The 18,241-nt window shown below is 61.8% G+C and carries 14 protein-coding genes; 6 read left to right on the plus strand and 8 right to left on the minus strand.

The annotated features are described in order from the left end of the window. Window positions 1-43 precede the first annotated feature (43 nt). The 3 genes from QFI97_RS05710 (at window position 44) to QFI97_RS05720 (ending at window position 5,178) form a co-directional block, all read left to right on the plus strand. A complete protein-coding gene (locus QFI97_RS05710; protein WP_331834817.1) occupies window positions 44-2,122 on the plus strand; it encodes an ABC transporter permease in 2,079 nt (692 codons plus the stop codon). Between the two features lie 4 nt (window positions 2,123-2,126). Beyond that, complete coding sequence (fbpC, locus tag QFI97_RS05715; protein WP_095099133.1) at window positions 2,127-3,173, plus strand: ferric ABC transporter ATP-binding protein; 1,047 nt, start codon at window positions 2,127-2,129, stop codon at window positions 3,171-3,173. Window positions 3,174-3,624: 451 nt separating this feature from the next. Beyond that, window positions 3,625-5,178: a peptide MFS transporter gene (locus tag QFI97_RS05720; RefSeq protein WP_095099131.1), complete on the plus strand. Its 1,554-nt coding sequence runs from the start codon at window positions 3,625-3,627 to the stop codon at window positions 5,176-5,178. A gap of 63 nt (window positions 5,179-5,241) precedes the next feature. On the opposite strand, the gene QFI97_RS05725 is transcribed toward QFI97_RS05720, so the two are convergent. The 3 genes from QFI97_RS05725 to QFI97_RS05735 form a co-directional block, all read right to left on the minus strand. Further along, entirely contained in the window at window positions 5,242-6,417 is a 1,176-nt protein-coding gene (locus QFI97_RS05725; protein WP_346430703.1) for a TCR/Tet family MFS transporter, read from the minus strand. A gap of 20 nt (window positions 6,418-6,437) precedes the next feature. Further along, a complete protein-coding gene (locus tag QFI97_RS05730; RefSeq protein WP_346430704.1) occupies window positions 6,438-7,079 on the minus strand; it encodes a TetR/AcrR family transcriptional regulator in 642 nt (213 codons plus the stop codon). Window positions 7,080-7,301: 222 nt separating this feature from the next. After that, window positions 7,302-8,081 (minus strand): acetoin reductase, encoded by a 780-nt coding sequence (locus QFI97_RS05735; RefSeq protein ID WP_041147129.1) that lies wholly within the window; start codon window positions 8,079-8,081, stop codon window positions 7,302-7,304. Between the two features lie 276 nt (window positions 8,082-8,357). Between QFI97_RS05735 and QFI97_RS05740 the strand changes: the two genes are divergently transcribed. Continuing rightward, a complete protein-coding gene (locus QFI97_RS05740; RefSeq protein WP_346430705.1) occupies window positions 8,358-11,099 on the plus strand; it encodes a winged helix-turn-helix domain-containing protein in 2,742 nt (913 codons plus the stop codon). Between the two features lie 45 nt (window positions 11,100-11,144). On the opposite strand, the gene QFI97_RS05745 is transcribed toward QFI97_RS05740, so the two are convergent. From QFI97_RS05745 to QFI97_RS05760, 4 genes are read right to left on the minus strand one after another with little or no spacing between them, the layout of a single operon-like run. Further along, window positions 11,145-12,611, minus strand: a complete 1,467-nt coding sequence (locus QFI97_RS05745; protein ID WP_095099119.1) for an MdtP family multidrug efflux transporter outer membrane subunit — start codon at window positions 12,609-12,611, stop codon at window positions 11,145-11,147. Continuing rightward, window positions 12,608-14,548, minus strand: coding sequence for an FUSC family protein (locus tag QFI97_RS05750; RefSeq protein ID WP_346430706.1), 1,941 nt, complete (start codon window positions 14,546-14,548; stop codon window positions 12,608-12,610). Before QFI97_RS05750 ends, QFI97_RS05745 begins: the two co-directional genes overlap by 4 nt. Window positions 14,549-14,557: 9 nt before the next feature. Beyond that, on the minus strand, window positions 14,558-15,586 hold the full coding sequence (mdtN, locus tag QFI97_RS05755; protein WP_331834811.1) for a multidrug transporter subunit MdtN: 1,029 nt from the start codon (window positions 15,584-15,586) through the stop codon (window positions 14,558-14,560). Window positions 15,587-15,592: 6 nt separating this feature from the next. Further along, window positions 15,593-15,865, minus strand: coding sequence for a YtcA family lipoprotein (locus QFI97_RS05760; protein ID WP_095099110.1), 273 nt, complete (start codon window positions 15,863-15,865; stop codon window positions 15,593-15,595). 260 nt (window positions 15,866-16,125) lie between these two features. Between QFI97_RS05760 and yjdI the strand changes: the two genes are divergently transcribed. Both yjdI and QFI97_RS05770 read left to right on the plus strand, forming a co-directional pair. Then, window positions 16,126-16,356 (plus strand): 4Fe-4S mono-cluster protein YjdI, encoded by a 231-nt coding sequence (gene yjdI, locus QFI97_RS05765; RefSeq protein WP_346430707.1) that lies wholly within the window; start codon window positions 16,126-16,128, stop codon window positions 16,354-16,356. A gap of 11 nt (window positions 16,357-16,367) precedes the next feature. Continuing rightward, entirely contained in the window at window positions 16,368-16,640 is a 273-nt protein-coding gene (locus QFI97_RS05770) for a GNAT family N-acetyltransferase (protein ID WP_095099104.1), read from the plus strand. Between the two features lie 211 nt (window positions 16,641-16,851). Here the strand turns inward: QFI97_RS05770 and QFI97_RS05775 are convergent, their stop codons facing one another. Continuing rightward, window positions 16,852-18,090 carry an MFS transporter gene (locus QFI97_RS05775; protein ID WP_346430708.1) on the minus strand — a complete coding sequence of 413 codons (1,239 nt, stop codon included), beginning with the start codon at window positions 18,088-18,090 and terminating at the stop codon, window positions 16,852-16,854. Window positions 18,091-18,241: the final 151 nt, after the last annotated feature.

Genomic DNA, 18,241 nt, shown 5'->3' on the forward strand with positions numbered 1-18,241 from the left:
ATCGCCCGGCGTCCGCGTCGGGCCAACAACACCCGGAAAACTTATGTCACACACATTAGCTCTTCATCCCGCGAAAAAACGGGATGCGGTATTCCTGTGGGTTTTACTCGGCTGGCTGGCGTTTGCCCTGCTGCCGGGCTGGAGCCTGGATTACGGCCTGCTGGAGTCGACGCGCGATGAGATCCTCGCCGCCTACGGCTGGTCACAGGTCAACGTTAGCTGGCTATGGTATCTGCTCCCGAGCCTGCTGCTGGTCCGCCCGCTGAGCGAAGCGCGCCGCGAGCAGCGGGTCCGCCACTATTTTGACGCCGGCTGGGCGCTGCTGTGCATGGCCTTTATCGTCATCAGCGCCAGCGTAGAGGGCCGGGGTTTAGGCTACGCCGCCATCGTGCTGTTCGTGGCGCTGGGCGCGATCATGACCCTGGCGCTGACGCGCCTCGAATGGCTGGGCGGCGACCGCTTTGTGATTGGCTCGCTGATTACCATCATCGCGCTGATCGGCATTTTTATCGTCTGGCCGAGCATCGCCATTTTTATCCCGATGTTCACCAATGCGGCCGGGGAGTTCGCGCCGCTGGCGTTCCTCAGCGTCCTCTCCCAGGCGCATATCGTGCAGGTCATTATCAACTCGATCCTGCTGTCGATTGCCGTCGGGATCGGCTGCACCTTCTTCGGCCTGGTGCTGGCGATTTACACCACCCGCATCGCGAAGCGCAGCGCCATCATCGGGCGCATCTTCTCGATTCTGCCGATCGTCACGCCGCCGTTCGTGGTGGGGCTTGGCGTTACGCTGATGATGGGGCGCTCCGGCTACGTGACCGAATTTATGGTGACGTGGTTTGGGCTGACCAACACCAACTGGCTGTACGGTTTTACCGGCATCTGGCTGGCGCAGGTGCTGGCCTTTACCCCGATGGCGTTTATGATCCTCGACGGCGCCATCAAGACCATCCATCCCTCGCTGGAGGAGGCGTCGTATACCCTGCGCGCCAGCCGCTGGCAAACCTTTAACGGCGTATTCGTCCCGCTGCTCAAGCCGGCGCTGGCGAACGCCTTCCTGATTGTTATCGTGCAGTCGCTGGCCGACTTCAGCAACCCGCTGGTGCTGGGCGGCAACTTCGACGTGCTGGCGACGCAGATCTACTTCTACATTACCGGCTCGCAGCTGGATTATCAGGCCGCCAGCACCCTCGGCGCATTCCTGCTGCTGTTCTCGCTGCTGGTGTTCTGCGTGCAGTATATGTGGATTGGCAAGCGCTCCTACGTGACCGTTTCCGGCAAGTCCTACCGCGGCGACGTGCAGCCGCTGCCGGCGATGCTGGTGCGGGGCGTGGTGGCCCTGCTGGCGATCTGGATTGCCTTCAACGCCCTGCTCTACGGCAGCATTTTCTACGGCAGCTTCACCGTCAACTGGGGCGTGGACTATACCCTGACGCTGGATAACTTTATTAAGCTGTTTGGCCAGGGGATGAGCGACGGCGCGTGGCCTTCGCTGCTTGATACCCTGCTGTACGCCGGGATTGCGGCGCCCATCACCGCAGGTTTTGGCCTGCTGATCGCCTGGGTCGTCGTGCGCCAGCAGTTCAAGGGCAAAAAGACCATCGAATTTACCACCATGCTGTGCTTCGCGGTTCCCGGCACCGTGGCGGGGGTGTCGTACATCCTGGCCTTCAACAGCGCGCCGGTTTATCTCACCGGTACGGCGGCGATTGTGATTATGTCGATGGTGATGCGCAACGTGCCGGTCGGCATTCGGGCGGGCATTGCCGGCCTGGGCCAGATCGATAAATCGCTGGATGAGGCCTCGCTCAGCCTGCGCGCCGGGAGCCTACGCACCATTACCCATATCCTGCTGCCGCTGCTGCGGCCGGCCATTTTGTCGGCGCTGATCTACAGCTTCGTCCGCGCCATTACCACCGTCAGCGCGATTGTTTTCCTCGTCACGCCGGATACCCGGGTGGCAACGGCCTACATTCTCAACCGGGTAGAAGACGGCGAATATGGCGTGGCGATCGCCTACGGCTCCATTCTGATAGTCGTGATGCTGGCGATTATTTTCCTCTTTGACTGGCTGATCGGCGAGGCGCGAATCTCCCGCTCAAAAGCCAAAAATCAGGCGTAATTCTATGACTCAAAAACATTTCGTTGAGCTGCGCAACGTCGGCAAGCGCTTTGGCGATAACACCGTTATCGAAACCATTAATCTTGCCATTCCGCAGGGGCAGATGGTGACGCTGCTCGGCCCGTCCGGCTGCGGGAAAACCACGGTGCTGCGGCTGGTGGCCGGGCTGGAAAAGCCCACCAGCGGGCAGATTTTTATCGATGGCGAAGACGTTACCCACCGCTCCATCCAGCAGCGCGATATCTGCATGGTGTTCCAGTCCTACGCGCTGTTCCCTCATATGTCGCTGGGGGAAAACGTCGGCTACGGCCTGAAGATGCTCGGCGTATCGCGCAGCGAGACAAAAGCGCGGGTGAAGGAGGCGCTGGCGATGGTCGACCTGGAGGGCTATGAGGATCGCTTTGTCGATCAGATCTCCGGCGGGCAGCAGCAGCGCGTGGCGCTGGCCCGGGCGCTGATCCTCAAGCCGAAGGTGCTGCTGTTCGACGAGCCGCTGAGCAACCTTGACGCCAACCTGCGCCGCAGCATGCGGGATAAGATCCGCGAGCTGCAAAGGCAGTTCAATATTACTTCGCTGTACGTCACTCACGATCAGAGCGAGGCCTTTGCGGTCTCCGATACGGTGCTGGTGATGAACAAAGGCAGCATCATGCAGATTGGCTCGCCGCAGGCGCTGTACCGTCAGCCCGCTTCGCGCTTTATGGCCAGCTTTATGGGCGACGCGAACCTGTTCCCGGCCAGCTTCAGCGCCGATTGCGTGGAGATCCACGGCTACCGTCTGCCGCGTCCGCCGCATTTTACCGCCAGCGGAAGCGGCACCGTTGGCGTCCGCCCGGAGGCGATTACCCTCAGCCAGCAGGGGAGCGAGAGCCAGCGCTGCGTCATCCGGCACGTGGCCTATATGGGGCCGCAGTATGAGGCGATCGTTGAGTGGCACGGCCAGCAGATTTTGCTGCAAATCAACGCCACCCGCCTGCAGCCTGACGTCGGGGATAGCTACTTCCTGCAGATTCATCCGTACGGGATGTTTATTTTACAGGACGCCGCATAGGCGTCTGGCCCCCTGCTTAGCGGCGGGGGGCCGCTGGCGCCCGACGACCGGCGCCAAATCAATAGCCGTATTTATCAGCCTTTCCCGACACAGACTCTGCCAACCGCGTATTTACCCTACTTTTAATCACGTTATTCCGCCGCCGCTGGCTATCCATCTTTGCTGAATGGATATTCATTAACTTTATGTTTATAAACAATAAAATTATAAAAATCCCCGAGATGGCAATGTCAACAGCATTCACACCTGGACCAACTTAAAATCTATAAAAGTAGACGTTTGTCGACTTTTCATCTAAAAAGTCTGGGTAAGGGGCTAGACAAAACCACTATCCGGTTATCAAATGGTTAAATAATATTAAATTTTAAGTAAATGATTGGCCAAATGAAAAAATGGTCAACGCGCTTTCCGCGATTTACAGGCGCTTCGGCGCACCTTATTGGGAGAAGTTATGCATTCCTCTGTTAATAAAAACGAAAGTCGGACCTTCTTTGGTCATCCCTATCCGCTAGGGTCGCTGTTTTTTACCGAAATGTGGGAGCGATTCTCTTTTTACGGCATTCGCCCGCTATTAATCCTGTTTATGGCCGCCACCGTCTATGACGGCGGAATGGGGCTGGCGCGCGAAAACGCGTCGGCGATCGTCGGTATCTTCGCCGGCAGTATGTACCTTGCGGCGCTGCCGGGCGGCTGGCTGGCGGATAACTGGCTGGGTCAGCAGAAGGCCGTCTGGTATGGCTCGATTCTGATTGCGCTCGGCCATCTGTCGATTGCCCTCTCTGCCTGGATGGGCGACACCCTGTTCTTCATCGGGCTGATGTTTATCGTGCTCGGTTCCGGCCTGTTTAAGACCTGTATCTCGGTGATGGTCGGCACGCTGTATAAGAAGGGCGACGCGCGCCGCGACGGCGGATTCTCGCTGTTCTATATGGGCATCAATATGGGCTCGTTCATTGCCCCGCTGATCTCCGGCTGGCTGATCAAATCCCACGGCTGGCACTGGGGCTTTGGCATCGGCGGTATCGGGATGCTGGTAGCGCTGGTTATCTTCCGCCTGTTCGCCGTTCCGGCCATGAAACGCTATGACGGTGAAGTGGGGCTGGACTCCACCTGGAATAGTCCGGTGGCGAAGAAAAACGGCGTCGGCGCCTGGCTGCTGGCGCTGGCGATTGGGGTTGCGGCGGTGATTACCCTGATTGCTCAGGGCATTATCGTGATTAACCCCGTGGCGGTCGCCAGTACGCTGGTGTACGTCATTGCGGCGTCGGTCGCGCTGTACTTTATCTATCTGTTCGCCTTTGCCGGCCTGAGCCGCAAAGAGCGCGCGCGCCTGCTGGTGTGCTTTATCCTGCTGGTCTCAGCCGCCTTCTTCTGGTCGGCCTTCGAGCAGAAGCCAACGTCGTTTAACCTGTTCGCCAACGACTACACCAACCGCACCATCGGCAGCTTCGAAATTCCGGCGGTATGGTTCCAGTCGATTAACGCCCTGTTTATCATTCTGCTGGCGCCGGTATTCAGCTGGGCATGGCCGGCGATGGCGCGTAAAAACGTCCGTCTGAGCAGCATCACCAAGTTTGTTATCGGTATTCTCTGCGCCGCCGGCGGCTTCGGTCTGATGATGCTGGCCGCTGAAAACGTGCTGAGCAACGGCGGGGCAGGGGTATCGCCGCTGTGGCTGGTCGGCAGTATTCTGATGCTGACGCTGGGCGAGCTGTGCCTGAGCCCGATTGGTCTGGCGACCATGACGCTGCTGGCTCCGGAAAGAATGCGTGGTCAGATGATGGGGCTCTGGTTCTGCGCCAGCGCGCTGGGTAACCTGGCCGCCGGCCTGATTGGCGGGCACGTGAAGGCCGACCAGCTGGATATGCTGCCGGACCTCTTCGCCCGCTGCTCGATCGCGCTGCTGATCTGCGCCGCCGTACTCTGCGTGCTGATTGTTCCGGTACGCCGGATGCTGGAAAATACCCAGACCAAAACCGCACAGCAGCCGGCGGCGAACGCCTGACGGTAAAAGAAGCGAGATCCTGCAAGCCGGCGCCTGATGCGCCGGCTTTTTTTCGTCTGCGAGCTACGGCTCCCGGCGCGTGCAGCGGTAAATGAGCGGCACGGCAAACGCGTACAGCACCACCACCGACAGCCAGATGGCCCCGGGCCACCATGTTCTGAGTCCGAAATAGAGCGACGAAAAGGCCAGCGGCGCGACGATCGACGCCAGGCTGACGGTGGAGGCCAGTACGCCCTGCAGCTGCCCCTGCCGATCGGCGTTGACCTGGCGGGTTGCCAGCGCCTGCAGGGCGGGCGCGCCGATGCCCCCGAGGGCGATCAGCGGCATCACCGCAAAGACAACCCAGCCCTGGCGGGCCAGCGACAGGATAATCAGCGCTATGCTGGCGCTGGCGATGCCGCAGAGAATAGCCCCGCGCTCGCCGAGCCTGCGGGCTGCCGGGCCGGGCAAAAACGCCTGCGCCAGCGTCTGGCACACGCCGAACGCGCCCAGCGACAGGCCGACCCACAGCCCGTTCCAGTGAAACATATCCTGCCCCCACAGCGTCCAGCAGGTGCCGTAGACCTCCCCGGTGGCGCTTAAGAAGAAGAACACCAGCGCGATGCCGAGCAGCCCTTTGGCCGAGAATAGCCAGCGCATAGGCCGGAGGGGATTGAGTTCGGCGAGCGCCATTTTGCGCTTCGCCGGCCGGCGCGACTCCTGCAGGGCCAGCAGCGCCAGCAGGAAGTTAGCGCCGTTCAGCACCGCGGCGACGAGGAACGGCAGGCGCAGGGCGTAATCGCCGAGCACGCCGCCGAGCACCGGGCCGATGATAAATCCCGCGCCGAAAGTGGCGTTGAACAGCCCGAAGCGGCCGGCGCGCTTTTCCGCCGGCGTCACGTCCGTCAGCCATGCCATCGCCACCGAAATGTTGGCGCTGGTGAGGCCGGCGATAGCCCGCCCGAGCAGCAGCGGCCAAAGATGGCTGGAGAAAGCCATCACCAGATAGTTGAGCGCCGCCCCGGCCAGTGAAATGAGCAGTATCGGGCGGCGGCCGAAATTATCGCTTAGCGCGCCGAGCAGGGGGGCGAAAATAAACTGCATCAGGGCGTACAGCGCCGCCAGAATACCGATGTAAGGGGCGATATCGGCGGTGTGAACCGCCTCTTTAAGCAGCTGCGGCAGCAGCGGGAAAATAAGCCCGATGCCGACGGCGTCGAGCCAGATAGTGATAAAAATAACGCTCAGGGTTCTGTTCATGGTCGGCTCAACGCGGGGCGCTACGCATAGGGAGTATCCTGCGCGGCGGCGCTGGCGGCATGAAAACTACGTTCGAGAAGCGCGAGGAAATGCTCGCGAACGGCGTCTGCGGGCTGGTCCTGCTGCAGGCGCAGCGCGTCGCTAAAGGCAATGCGCCAGCCGTTGAGCACGATGCTGGCGATCAGCTGCGCCAGCGGGTCCCGGTCGGGCCGCTGAAGGCGCGACGAGATCACGGCGCCTAGCGCCTGGGTCAGGAGGGCAAACTGCTCAAGCGCGTAGGCCTGCAGCGACGGGCTGGCGTGAACGCCCTGCCAGAACGCCGCCACCCGCCGATCCATTCTGACCAGCGGATGCTGCTGGCTCATCAGCTCCTGGACCAGCGCGGAGAACACCGCGACCGGCGCCAGCCCGGGATGCCGATCGAAGGCCTGCTGCAGCAGCTGGTGGATTTCGTCGATGCGATCGAAATAGAGTTCCTCTTTACGCGGGAAATAGTTGAACACGGTCATTTTCGAGACGCCGGCCGCGGCGGCAATATCGGCAATGGTGACGTTATCAAAACCGTGCTGAATAAACAGTTCGGTGGCGGTATTGGAGAGCTGCTGACGCGTAAGGCGCTTTTTTTGCTCACGCAGCCCCTGGGTATGCTGGGGGGTATTCACGTATTTGCTCCGTCGGGCTGATGTCGATGTCGACAGGATAATTTTATATCGGGTAAAATATTATGATCGATATAAAATTAAGTCCAGCGCTATGATGCATAGCCGGCAGGCGTGCGGGTGAAGTTAAGCGAGAAGTTAAGTCAGAAGTTAAGCGGCAGAAGGCGTGCGGAAGAAGGGCAATACCAGCCGAACCGCGGGGTGAAAGCGGCCCGGCTTCAGGATTTAGCGGTAGACGATGCCGCCATCGATCAGGATCGCCTGACCGGTAACGTAGTCAGAGTCCGGGCCCGCCAGATAGGAGACCAGGCTGGCCACGTCGTCCGGCGTTTCGGCACGGCCCAGCGCGATGCCTTCCACGTATTTCTTGTAGGTTTCACCCACCGGCGTGCCGGTAATCTCGGAGAAACGTTTGTCGATTTCGGTCCACATGCCGGTACCGACAATCCCCGGACAGTAGGCGTTGACCGTGATGCCGCGGCTGGCATACTCTTTGGCCGCCGCCTGGGTCAGCGCGCGTACGGCAAATTTGGTTGCGGAATAGATCCCCAGCAGGGCGAAGCCATCGTGTCCGGCAATGGAGCAGGCGTTGATGATTTTACCTTTCTGCTGGCGGTCGATAAATTTTTTCGCCGCCGCCTGAATTCCCCACAGCGTGCCCTGGACGTTGATGCGCATGATGCGATCGACCTCTTCCGGGGTCACGTCGGCCAGCGCCTGCACCTGAGCAATACCGGCGTTGTTAACAATAATATCAAAGCCGCCCAGCTGCTTTTCCGCCTCGTCAATTGCGGCGTAAACCTGATCGCGGTCGGCAATATTCGCCACGAACGTGGCCGCCTTGCGGCCCAGGGCCTCGACCTCAGCCGCGACGGCGGCAATTCCTTCCGGGTTGACGTCGACGAGCATCAGCGACGCGCCATCTTTAGCCAGACGTAAAGCAATCCCGCGGCCAATGCCCTGACCCGCGCCGGTGACCAACGCCACTTTATTTTCGATAGCCATTCTGTACTCACCTTGAACTGATTAATAAACGATGGCGGCCCGATGCGTAGCAGGCCCGGCGCGAGAAGGGCGCAGCGGGCCAGGGGAGCATCAGCGCCAGAGAATGGAACTACTGTATAGCGGCGGATAAACGTGGCCTACCCCCCAGCTGGGGGGGATAAGGGGGCCAGCGACGAAAAGGCGGGCGGCGCCCTGGGATCGCAGCGATGGCTTGGTTCAACCTCCTCTCCTTGGGTTACACTCGGGGGATGGACTGGATGAAAAGGTAACGGCACGATGGAATTTTTGCCCTTAACGGATGACTCGCTGAGTGAATTTGTTCCCGAACAACCTTTGGGTTTTACGCGCAAACTGCCGCTTATCGCCACCCGCTTTACGCCGCCTCGTTCACCCGGCTCGCTGCAGCTGCGCGACCGCCTGCTGCAGCGTCTGGATGCCGCCGCCGGCAGCGCGCTGACGCTGGTGTGCGCCCCGGCCGGGTTCGGCAAAACGACCCTGCTGGCCCAGTGGTACCATCATCGGCAGCAGCAGGGGGATGCCATCGCCTGGCTGAGCATTGATGAAGACGACGGCCCGCCGCCGCTGTTTATGCGCTATCTTCAGGCGGCGCTGGCGCCCTTGTGGCAAGGGTGGAGCCCGGCGTTTCTCCAGCAGGCTGATGACAGCCTTGCGGCCGATTTCACGCTGTTTCTGGCGGAGCTGGTTAACCAGCTCCACCGCTGCCCGCACCCGCTGTATCTCATTGTTGATGACTACCAGAACATCTCCCACCCGGCGATCCATGCGGGGCTAAGCTGGCTGCTGAACCACGCCCCGCCCGCCCTGCACCTGATTATCGGCAGCCGCTGCCAGCCGACGCTGGCGCTGAGCCGGCTGCAAATGCAGGATCAGCTGGTGGAGGTGGACGATAGCGAGCTGCGCTTTAACGTCGGCGAAGCCAGCGCCTATTTTTCCGCCGCGCTATCGCCGGGATACAGCCAGCAGGAGATCCCCCGGCTGGTGGCCCTGACGGAAGGCTGGGTCGCGGGGATGAAAATGGCCACCTTATCCAGCGGCCGCGCGCCTTCCCATCCGGCTGCAGGCGGGCTGAACGCCGGATCGCGCTCAATCGCCCGCTATCTTGACGAAGTCATTTTTGCCCCTTTGCCCGCCGAGGTGCTCGACTTCCTTCTGCAAACGTCGGTGCTCAACCGGCTGCATCCGGCGCTGTGCGACGCCGTGACCGGCAAAGCTAACGGCGAAGCGATGCTGGCATGGATTGCGCAGCGCAACCTGTTTCTTTCCGCCCTCGACGAGGGCGGGCTGTGGTTTCGCTACCATCCGCTGATGCGCGACGCGCTGCTTTCTCGCCTGCAGCACGGCGGCGAGGAGGATATTCGCCAGCTGCACGAGCGCGCCGGCAGCTGGTTTGCCGGACAGCAGCTGTGGGCGGAGGCGATACGCCACGCCCTTGCCGCGGGTAAGGGCGGCGCCGGGCATGCGGAAGCGGGGGCGCAGTCGCTGGCGGAAGAGGGGGATATCGACACGATGGTGCGCTGGCTCGGCTATCTGCCGGCGGATCTGGACCCTTCGCGGATCGAGCTGCAAATTAACCTCGCATGGGCGCTGGCGCACCGCTTTCGCTTTCAGGATGCCCGCCGGCTGCTTGATGCGCTCGAAACGCTGGCGGCGGCCAGCGGCGAAGGATTAGCCCACAGCTCGTGGGTGAAGCTGCGCGTGGTGCGGGCGATTTGCGAAGCCTTTGCCGAGAATATTCCGCAGAGTATTGCCATCGTCGAGCCGCTGCTGCGGGAGGTGCCCTGCGGCGACGTGTGGGTCGATGGCCTGGTGTGCAATATTCTCAGCTACTGTCATCTGGCCGACTCCCGGCCTCAGCAGGCGCTCGACGTGCAGCAGCGGGTATCGGGCGCGCGCGAGGCCAACCGCAATCTGTTCGTCGGCGTGTACCGGGCCTTCGTCATGGCCCAGGGATACCTGCGCCAGGGCAATCTGGCGGAGGCGGAACGCCAGGCAAGCCGGGCGTTGCACGCTGCGGAACGGCAGACCGGCGCCCGCTCCAGCAGCGGCGCGACGCTGGCGCCGATCCTCGCCGAAATCGCCTGGGAGCAGGGGGAGACGCAGCGCATTGATGCTCTGCTGACGCTGCGCCTGGAGATGATCGATGATTTTTGTCCCCCCGACGGCTTCAGCCGCTGCTACATCGTGCTGGCGAAGCTGGCGCGACTCAACGCCCGCAGGGAGGACGCGGCGTCGCTGCTGCTGCACGCCGAAGGGCTGGCGGTTCAGCGCGGGTGGCTGCGGGCGCAGGCTCCGCTGCTGGCCGAGCGAATCAGCCAACTGCTGCAGGACGGCGATACCTCCGCCGCCGAAGCGCTGCTCTCCCGGCTGCAGGCGCTGGCCGGCGACGCGGGCAAAAGCGATGTGGCGCACGCCTCGCTGGCCTTAAGCCACAGTCGGGTGCTGATGGCCCAAGGGGAGCCGATGGCGGCGGCGCAGCGGCTCGATGCGCTGGCGACCGCCCAGGAGCGCTGCGGGGAGTGGCTGTTCGCCGTGCGCCTGCGGCTGCTGCAGGCGCAGGCCCTGTGGCAGGCGAATGCCCAGGATCAGGCCGTCGCGGTCGGCGTTCCCGCGCTGCGGCGGGCAATACGCCAGAAGCTGCTGCGCAGCCTGCTGGACGGCGGCCCGGCGCTGGCGTCGTTACTGCAGCTGATCGCTAAACGCGGCGCGGCAGGGGCGGAGTTCAGCGCCGATCTGACGCAGCTTTTGGCGCAGTTTGCCGCCGCCGGAGTCCCGGTTAACGCCGGGCGCTCCGCGCCGGTAGCCGTACGCTTAACCGAGCGGGAACGGCAAACTCTGCGCCTGATTGCCGAAGGCTACTCGAATAAGGGAATGGCGCGGGAGCTGGGGATTTCGGCGGAAACCGTGAAATGGCATCTCAAGCAGCTGTACGAAAAGCTGCAGGTCAGCGGCCGCATCCAGGCGGTCAATCAGGCGCGAGAGTGGCAGCTATTAAACTAAGCGCGCGGTCACTTCTGCGGGGCTGCGTTCGCCGCCCCGGACGCGTTACTTCGCGCTGATTTCAGCCAGCGGGCTGCGATAGTCGCCGCCCAGCGCTTTGATCAGCGTCACGTCGGTGCTCAGGCGCTGAGCCTGGATATCCAGCAGCATCAGCCGCTGGGCGATGGCCGGCCGACGCGCTTCCTGGGCGGCGTAGTAGCTGATCAGCCCGCGCTGATAGTGCGCGCTGGCGCTGTGGGTGGTGGCCAGGGCGGCGGTCACCTTCAGCTTCTGTAGCGCCGCCTGCTGGTTGAGATCGTTGAGCTGGCTTGAGCTTATCGCCACGTCGCGAACGGCGTCGAGAACGGCCTGGTTGTACTGCTTAATCAGAATATTGCTGGCGGTGCGCACCGAGCGCAAGTTGGCGTTCAGGCGGCCGCCGTCGAAGATCGGCAGATAGAGGCCGGGCAGCAGGTTGATCTGCTGGAACGTCGATTTAAACAGATCCCCGACGCTCAGCGCGTTATATCCCCAGAAGGCCTTGATATCAAAGTGCGGGTAAAACGCCGCCTTCGCCGCATCGACCTGGCTTAACGAAGCGCTGACGTAGCCGCGCAGCGCCTGCAGATCCGGGCGGCGGGCCAGCAGCTCGAAGGAGAGCGAGTCGGGCAGCGTTTCCTGCAGCGTCGGCAGCGGAACCGGGTGGAGCTCCGGCATGCTGTGCGCGTCGGCGCCAATCAGCGCGCGCAGGGTTTCGCGATACTGGGTCAGGGTGCCTTTGGCGGCAATCGTCTGCTGCTGCGCCGCCAGCAGCTCGGCCTGGGCGTTGGCGATATCGACGCTATCCTCCACGCCCCGGCGGGTGCGGTGCTCGTGCGCCTGCACCGACAGGCGGGCAATCTCTTCCAGCTGGTTGAGCAGCTCGATTTTCTGGAAGGTGGCCTGCATCGCGAAGTACAGCTGCGCCACGCTGCTGGCGAGATCCAGCTCGATACCGGCGGTTTCCGCCTGGCGCGCGTTCTTCTCGCCGATGGCCGCCGCGACGTGGGCGCGGTCGGCGCCCCATAAATCGATATTCAGCGTCGCGCCGACGCCCACCGTATTCAGGGTGTACCAGGGGCCGTTTTTATCGACCGGCAGAGAGTAGGAGTAGGGCCAGGTGAACTGCTTATTGGTCACCCGCAGGCGGTTTTGCGCCGCCACCGCGGTGGCCTGCACGCCCATTGCCGACTGCGCCAGCTCTACGGTTGACTGCGATTGCGAAATGCGCAGCCGGGCGGCCTGCATGGTCGGGGAATTCTGCAGCGCGCGGTTCACCAGCATGTTGAGCTGGGCGTCGTCATAGCCTTCCCACCATCTGGCCGCCGGCCAGCCGCTGTTCGCCAGATGAATCACCTGCGCAAGCTCCGCCTGCTGAGGGTTGACTATCCTGACCTGCGCGGGCTCGTCCTGAATCAGCGCGCACCCGGCGAGCAGGAGGAAAGCGAGGGGTGAGTAGCGCAGATAGCGTGCTGCGGTGTCCATTTTTCTCATGACTTATCTGCCTGTCGCGGAATAGCTGAAGGTGCGGACGACCACGTCGGTAACGTCGTCAGTAATGTCGCCAGCGGCGGACCAAAGGGATTGCGGCGATCCGGATGAAGCCCGCGGAGCGGCTCCGGCGCGGCCTGCTGGCGTTCGATATCATCAGCGTAGGCCTGAAGCTGCGCGGCGCTGCGCTGCAGGAAATCATCTCCCGGCGCGGCGTACAGCCGGTAGCCTTCGCTTAAGCGCACGATCTCCTGGGCCTGGAGCCAGGTCGCTTTGACCGGCCAGGTTTTGGCCTCCGGATGCGGGTGGGCCCAGGCGTTGAGCGGCTCGGCCGCCACCCGATGCATCAGCGTTTCGGCACCGTTCAGGGAGTGGAACAGGGGCACCAGCTTGACCTCATCATCCCCGGCGCGCAGGTAGCCGGCGATCTGCCGGTAGAGCCGCGCCAGGCGAGATTTTAGCTGCACGGCTTCGCTATCCGGCCACAGGTAGAGGTGGACGATCGAAGAGACCAGCACCCCGAGCAGGATGCCGATAACCCGATCGCGCAGCTCGGTTAAATTGGCCAGCGGCCCGAACCAGTTGAGGAAGGCCAGCGAAAAGGTAAAGCCAATCTGGATCCCAGCGTAGGCGATGCGCTCCGAGCCGGCCGCGATCCAGGCCGACAACGCCATCACCGGTAGAGTCATCCCCAGCAGCCCGACGATAGACTCGGTATGCGGCTGAACGTAGACGATCATCAGCAGCGCCAGCAGGGTCGCGAGCAGGGCGCCGCCGATGCGCAGCCAGGTCTTCTGCAGGGTCGCCCCTAGCCCCGGCTGGGCGACAATCACGCAGCTCAGCATAATAGTATGAATACCCTGCCAGTCGGCGGCGGTATAAAAAACGTAGCACAGCAGGGTCGCCAGCAGCGTTTTGAGGGCGAAGTGCAGGTAGGCCGGATTGCTCCAGGCATCGGGAAGCAGCAGCGGGGCTTTTTCCTCTTCCCCGGCCGGTAGCGCAACCGCTTCGCCGCGGGCCAGCTTGCCCAGGGTGGCGGCCATCTCCTGCAGGATCACGCCGTTGGCGGTATCCCGGGCGACGATCTCCGGCTGCGCGGGCAGCGCGTCGGGGTACAGGTTCCCGGCCAGCGCCGAGAGCGCGGCGGAGAGCTGCTGGCGCTCCGCGGGATGGTCATCTCCCGGCTGAAGCAGCGCGGCAAGGTGATAGCAATGCAGCGCGGCGGCCATCAGCGATTGCCACCCCTGCGGGTCGGCGGCAATCTCCGGACTGGAGCGGGTGGCCTGCTTATAGAGCGAGTTTAGCTGGGCAAAGTTTTCGGCGATCTCTTTAAACGTCGGCTGGTTTTTCAGCGGCCCCGGCTGAACGAGGAGCTGCGCAACCTGGCGCAGCAGGACGACGATCCGCGCCTTGAGCTGGTAGCCGGGAAACGCCTGCTGAAAACAGGCGTTAACCAGCAGCGTGACCACAATGGCGGTATTAATAACCACCCACAGCCACAGCAGCAGGCGCACCAGAATCTCGCTCTGGCTGGTCATCGACGGGAAGGTTTGCGCGTAGATAACCACCAGCGCCACCACGAAGAAGGCCATCCCCAGCTTGCCCAGCACCCGCATCAGGTAGATCGCGCCGAAAAACAGGAATACCGAGGCCACCAGGCGGATCAGCGGATAATCATAGGTCCATTTGATGATCAGCAGCACGCTGCCCAGCGCCACGCTGACGGTGATAAAAAACACCACGCTCACCAGCTTAATCATCAGCACGTTAGGCTGGCTGACGTAAAACACCACGATCAGCGCGACGGCCAGAAAGGGGATCTGCAGGGTCATAAACAGGACTATCAGCACCGCGCAGCTCAGCGTCAGGCGCAGGGTATAGTTGGCCCGGCCCGGCACATCGCGGAGTTCCCGGCTCAGAAATGACCACATGTTTTGCATGCCTTCCCCTTACTGCGGCTGAAGCACGGCGCTGGCGGAGGCGCCCATGCGGAACAGTTCAGGGTCGGGATCTTTGACGGCGATCTTCACCGGGAAGCGCTGGGAAACGTGGACCCAGTTGATGCTCTTCTGAATAATCGGCAGGCCTTCAATCACGCTCCCGCCCTCGGGCAGCACCCCGGAGCCCACGGAGTCCACCACCCCGGCGAAGGATCTGTCGTGGTTGGTCATGACGGTGACCCGCGCCGGAACGCCGGGGCGGACGTTTTTAAGATCGGTTTCGCGGAAGTTGGCGATCACGTACCAGCGGTCGTCATCCATTAAGGTAAATACCGGCTTGAGCGCCGAGGCGTACTGGCCGACGGTGGTTTTCAGCGCCACCACCACGCCGTTGAAGGGGGCATGGACTTCGGTAAATTCAAGGTGCAGTTCCGCCAGCGCAATCTGCGCCAGAATCCCCGCCCGCTGGGCAACCATCGCGTCTACGCCGGAGACGGCGGCGGAGGCCTGCTTCGCCTGCAGCAGCGTCGCCTCCAGTTCGGCGCGGGCGGCCTTTTCCGCGGTTCTCGCCTGGTCGAGATCTTCCTGCGAGGCAAAGCCCTGCGGCACCAGCGGCTCAAGGCGGGTGCGGGAAGAGGTGGTCTGCTTAACCAGCGCCCTGGCGCGCTCTACGGCGGCGGCCACCGACCGGGCGTTGTACTCCTGGGCCTTAACCGTGCGCTGGGTCAGCATGATTTGCGCATCGAGGGTCGTCAGCCGGGCTTTGGCATCGTCGAGCATCGCCTGGTAGGGGCGCGGATCGATGCGGAACAGCAGATCGCCTTTTTTCACCCGCTGATTGTCGCGGATCGGCATCTCGACGATCCGCCCGCTCACTTCCGGCACCACGTCAATGGTGTCGGTATAGACGTAGGCGTCGTTGGTGGCCGGCGAGGTCTGGAGCTGCCAGATAACCACAATAAGCGCCACGATCGCGGCGAGGACGAGGGCCAGCAGGGGCCACTTTTTCCGTAATACGCTTGGGCTGGAGTTTGTCATAGCGGCTTAGTTAACAAAGAAAAGGAACCACAGGATCGTGGCGAACAGGAACATCAGCGCCAGATAGCTGAAGACCAGCGGCGAAAATCGCGACTGCCAGCCCCGGCGGACGATCAGGATATGGCAGGGAATGAGTAAAAATACGCCGCCCAATAAACAGAAGAACCAGCCTGGAAATGCGGCGCCTAATACCGGGATCGCCGGCGATAAAGAGCAGCCGGAAATTAAAGGCGAGGTTAATAATAGTGCCGGAGGGGCCAGCTTCACTATACGATTCAAGGGAGGGTACCTGCGCGCTCATATCATTGTGAAATGAGTTTAATCCCCCTGCGAGCAATCAGGAAGACTCAAGGCCTATATTTCTGCCTCCGGTTGAGGCTCGGTTTTACAAAACTGGTGAATATCAACGCATTTATTTTGCATTAATGGCGCCGGGGCCGGCGAAATAGGGGCGGAGGGTTTCTGTTGCTGCCCGTAGTCAGCGCCTCCCGCCAGGACTATGCTTAGGATCTGAACAATAAAAATAATGGGGCAATGTCATGGATAAGCAGCTACTGGACGCGGGGTTTCGCGCCTACAGGGGAGAGAAAATCGATGTCTACTTCAATACGGAAATTTGCCAGCATTCGGGGAATTGCGTACGCGGTAGCGCGAAGCTCTTCAATCTGAAACGTAAGCCGTGGATCGTGCCGGATGAGGTGGATGTCGCCACGGTCGTGCGCGTCATCGAGACCTGCCCGAGCGGCGCCCTGAAGTATCGCCAAAAATAAGTGAGGACGTGATGGAAATACTGGAAGGTCACAACAAGTTTTACGTCAATGACGCCGAGGGCAATCAGGTTGCCGAAATTGTTTTTGTGCCCACCGGGGAGCATCTCAGCATTATTGAACATACCGACGTGGACGCGAGCCTGAAAGGGCAGGGCGTAGGTAAACGGCTGGTGGCGAAGGTGGTGGAAAAAATGCGCGGCGAGCAGCGTAAAATTATCCCGCTATGTCCGTTTGCTAAACATGAGTTTGATAATACCCGCGAATACGATGATATCCGCGCCTGATATAAATACGCCGGCTTTCGCCGGCGCTAAATTTCAGGGATGAACGCAGGCGCGCTCCTCGCATCCGGGATCTATTTTTTGGCGCTTATTTCGTTGAGAAAGAGCTTAGCCATAATTTTTTGCCGGAGCCGTGCCCGTCAATATTATTTCAGCAGCACGTTTCCGGCTTCGCGCATAAAGTACGCCGCATCTCCAGGCTTTGTTTCTGCTATCAGCGGGTGCCTTCATTTTCCAGCTTCTGCCTTTTACGCAGATGCGGGAAAATGGTCATCCATACCGCCACCACCACCAGCGTGCCAATCCCGCCAAGCGCCGCGGCCGGTACGGCGCCCATCCACGCCGCCAGCAGGCCGGATTCAAACTCGCCAAGCTGGTTTGAGGTATTGATGAAGATGGCGTTCACCGCGTTCACCCGGCCGCGCATATCATCCGGCGTATCCAGCTGCACCAGCGCGCCGCGAATGACCATGCTCACCATATCGAACCCGCCCAGCGCGGCCAGCGCCAGCAGGGAGAGCCACAGCTTCGTCGAGAGCGCAAACAGCAGCGTCGCCAGGCCAAAGCCGGCCACCGAGGCGAACATGATCAGGCCCACGTTCTTCTCCAGCTTGTTGCGGCTGAGCCAGACGCCCACCAGCAGCGCGCCGACCGATGGCGCACCGCGCAGCATCCCCAGCCCCCAGGGGCCGGTGTGCAAAATATCCTGGGCGAAGATCGGCAGCAGCGCCGTCGCCCCGCCGAGGAGCACGGCAAACAGATCGAGCGAGATCACGCCCAGCACGTCTTTTCTCTCGCGGATAAAATGCACGCCGGCAAACAGGTTCTTGAGGTTCATCGGCAGGCGGGTTTGCGGCGGCCGCTCGTAGCGCAGCCGGCTCACCAGCACAATCGAGAACAGATAGAACAGGGCGGAGACGCCGTACACCACTTCCGGACCCGCCACGTACAGCAGGCCGCCCAGGGTTGGGCCGATAATCACCGCCGCCTGTCCCCCAACGGAGCTGGCCGCCATCGCGCGGGCGAGGATCGGCGGCGGCACCAGCGCCGGCAGCATCGAGGTGATCGCCGGCCACTCCAGCGCTTTTGCCACCGAGATTAAGAAGACCAGCCCCCAAATCTCAATTTTGTCCGCCCAGTGCAGCAGCGTCAGCGCCACCAGCCCGAGTAAGGCCGCCCATTCGATGAGCTGGCCTAACAGCACAATGCGCCGGCGATCGAACTGATCCGCGAGGTGTCCGGCGGGCAGGGCCAGCAGCACTGAGGGGAGGAACTGCATCAGGCCGATCATCCCCAGCGCCATCGCGCTGTGGGTGATGGCGTAAATTTGCCAGCTAACGGCAACCGAAAACATCTGAAAGCCAAACGATGAACAGGTGCGCGCCAGCCAAAAAGTGACGAACGACCTGTGCCGCAGCAGCGAATCGTCCGCTGCGGATACCAGTGAACCCATAGTCTTATCCCATTCAAAGCCAATATTCCGGCCGGCATCGTGGTACCGGCCTGGTGAGCAGCCCGTAACGGGCGCTTGTTATCTTTTTTTGCACATTGCAGAGTGCGGCATCTTGTCCGTGCGGACAGTGGCGAGGCGTGCGCTTAGCATG

The sequence above is a fragment of the Klebsiella scottii genome (assembly GCF_036561945.1).
Taxonomy (GTDB): Bacteria; Pseudomonadota; Gammaproteobacteria; order Enterobacterales; family Enterobacteriaceae; genus Klebsiella; species Klebsiella scottii.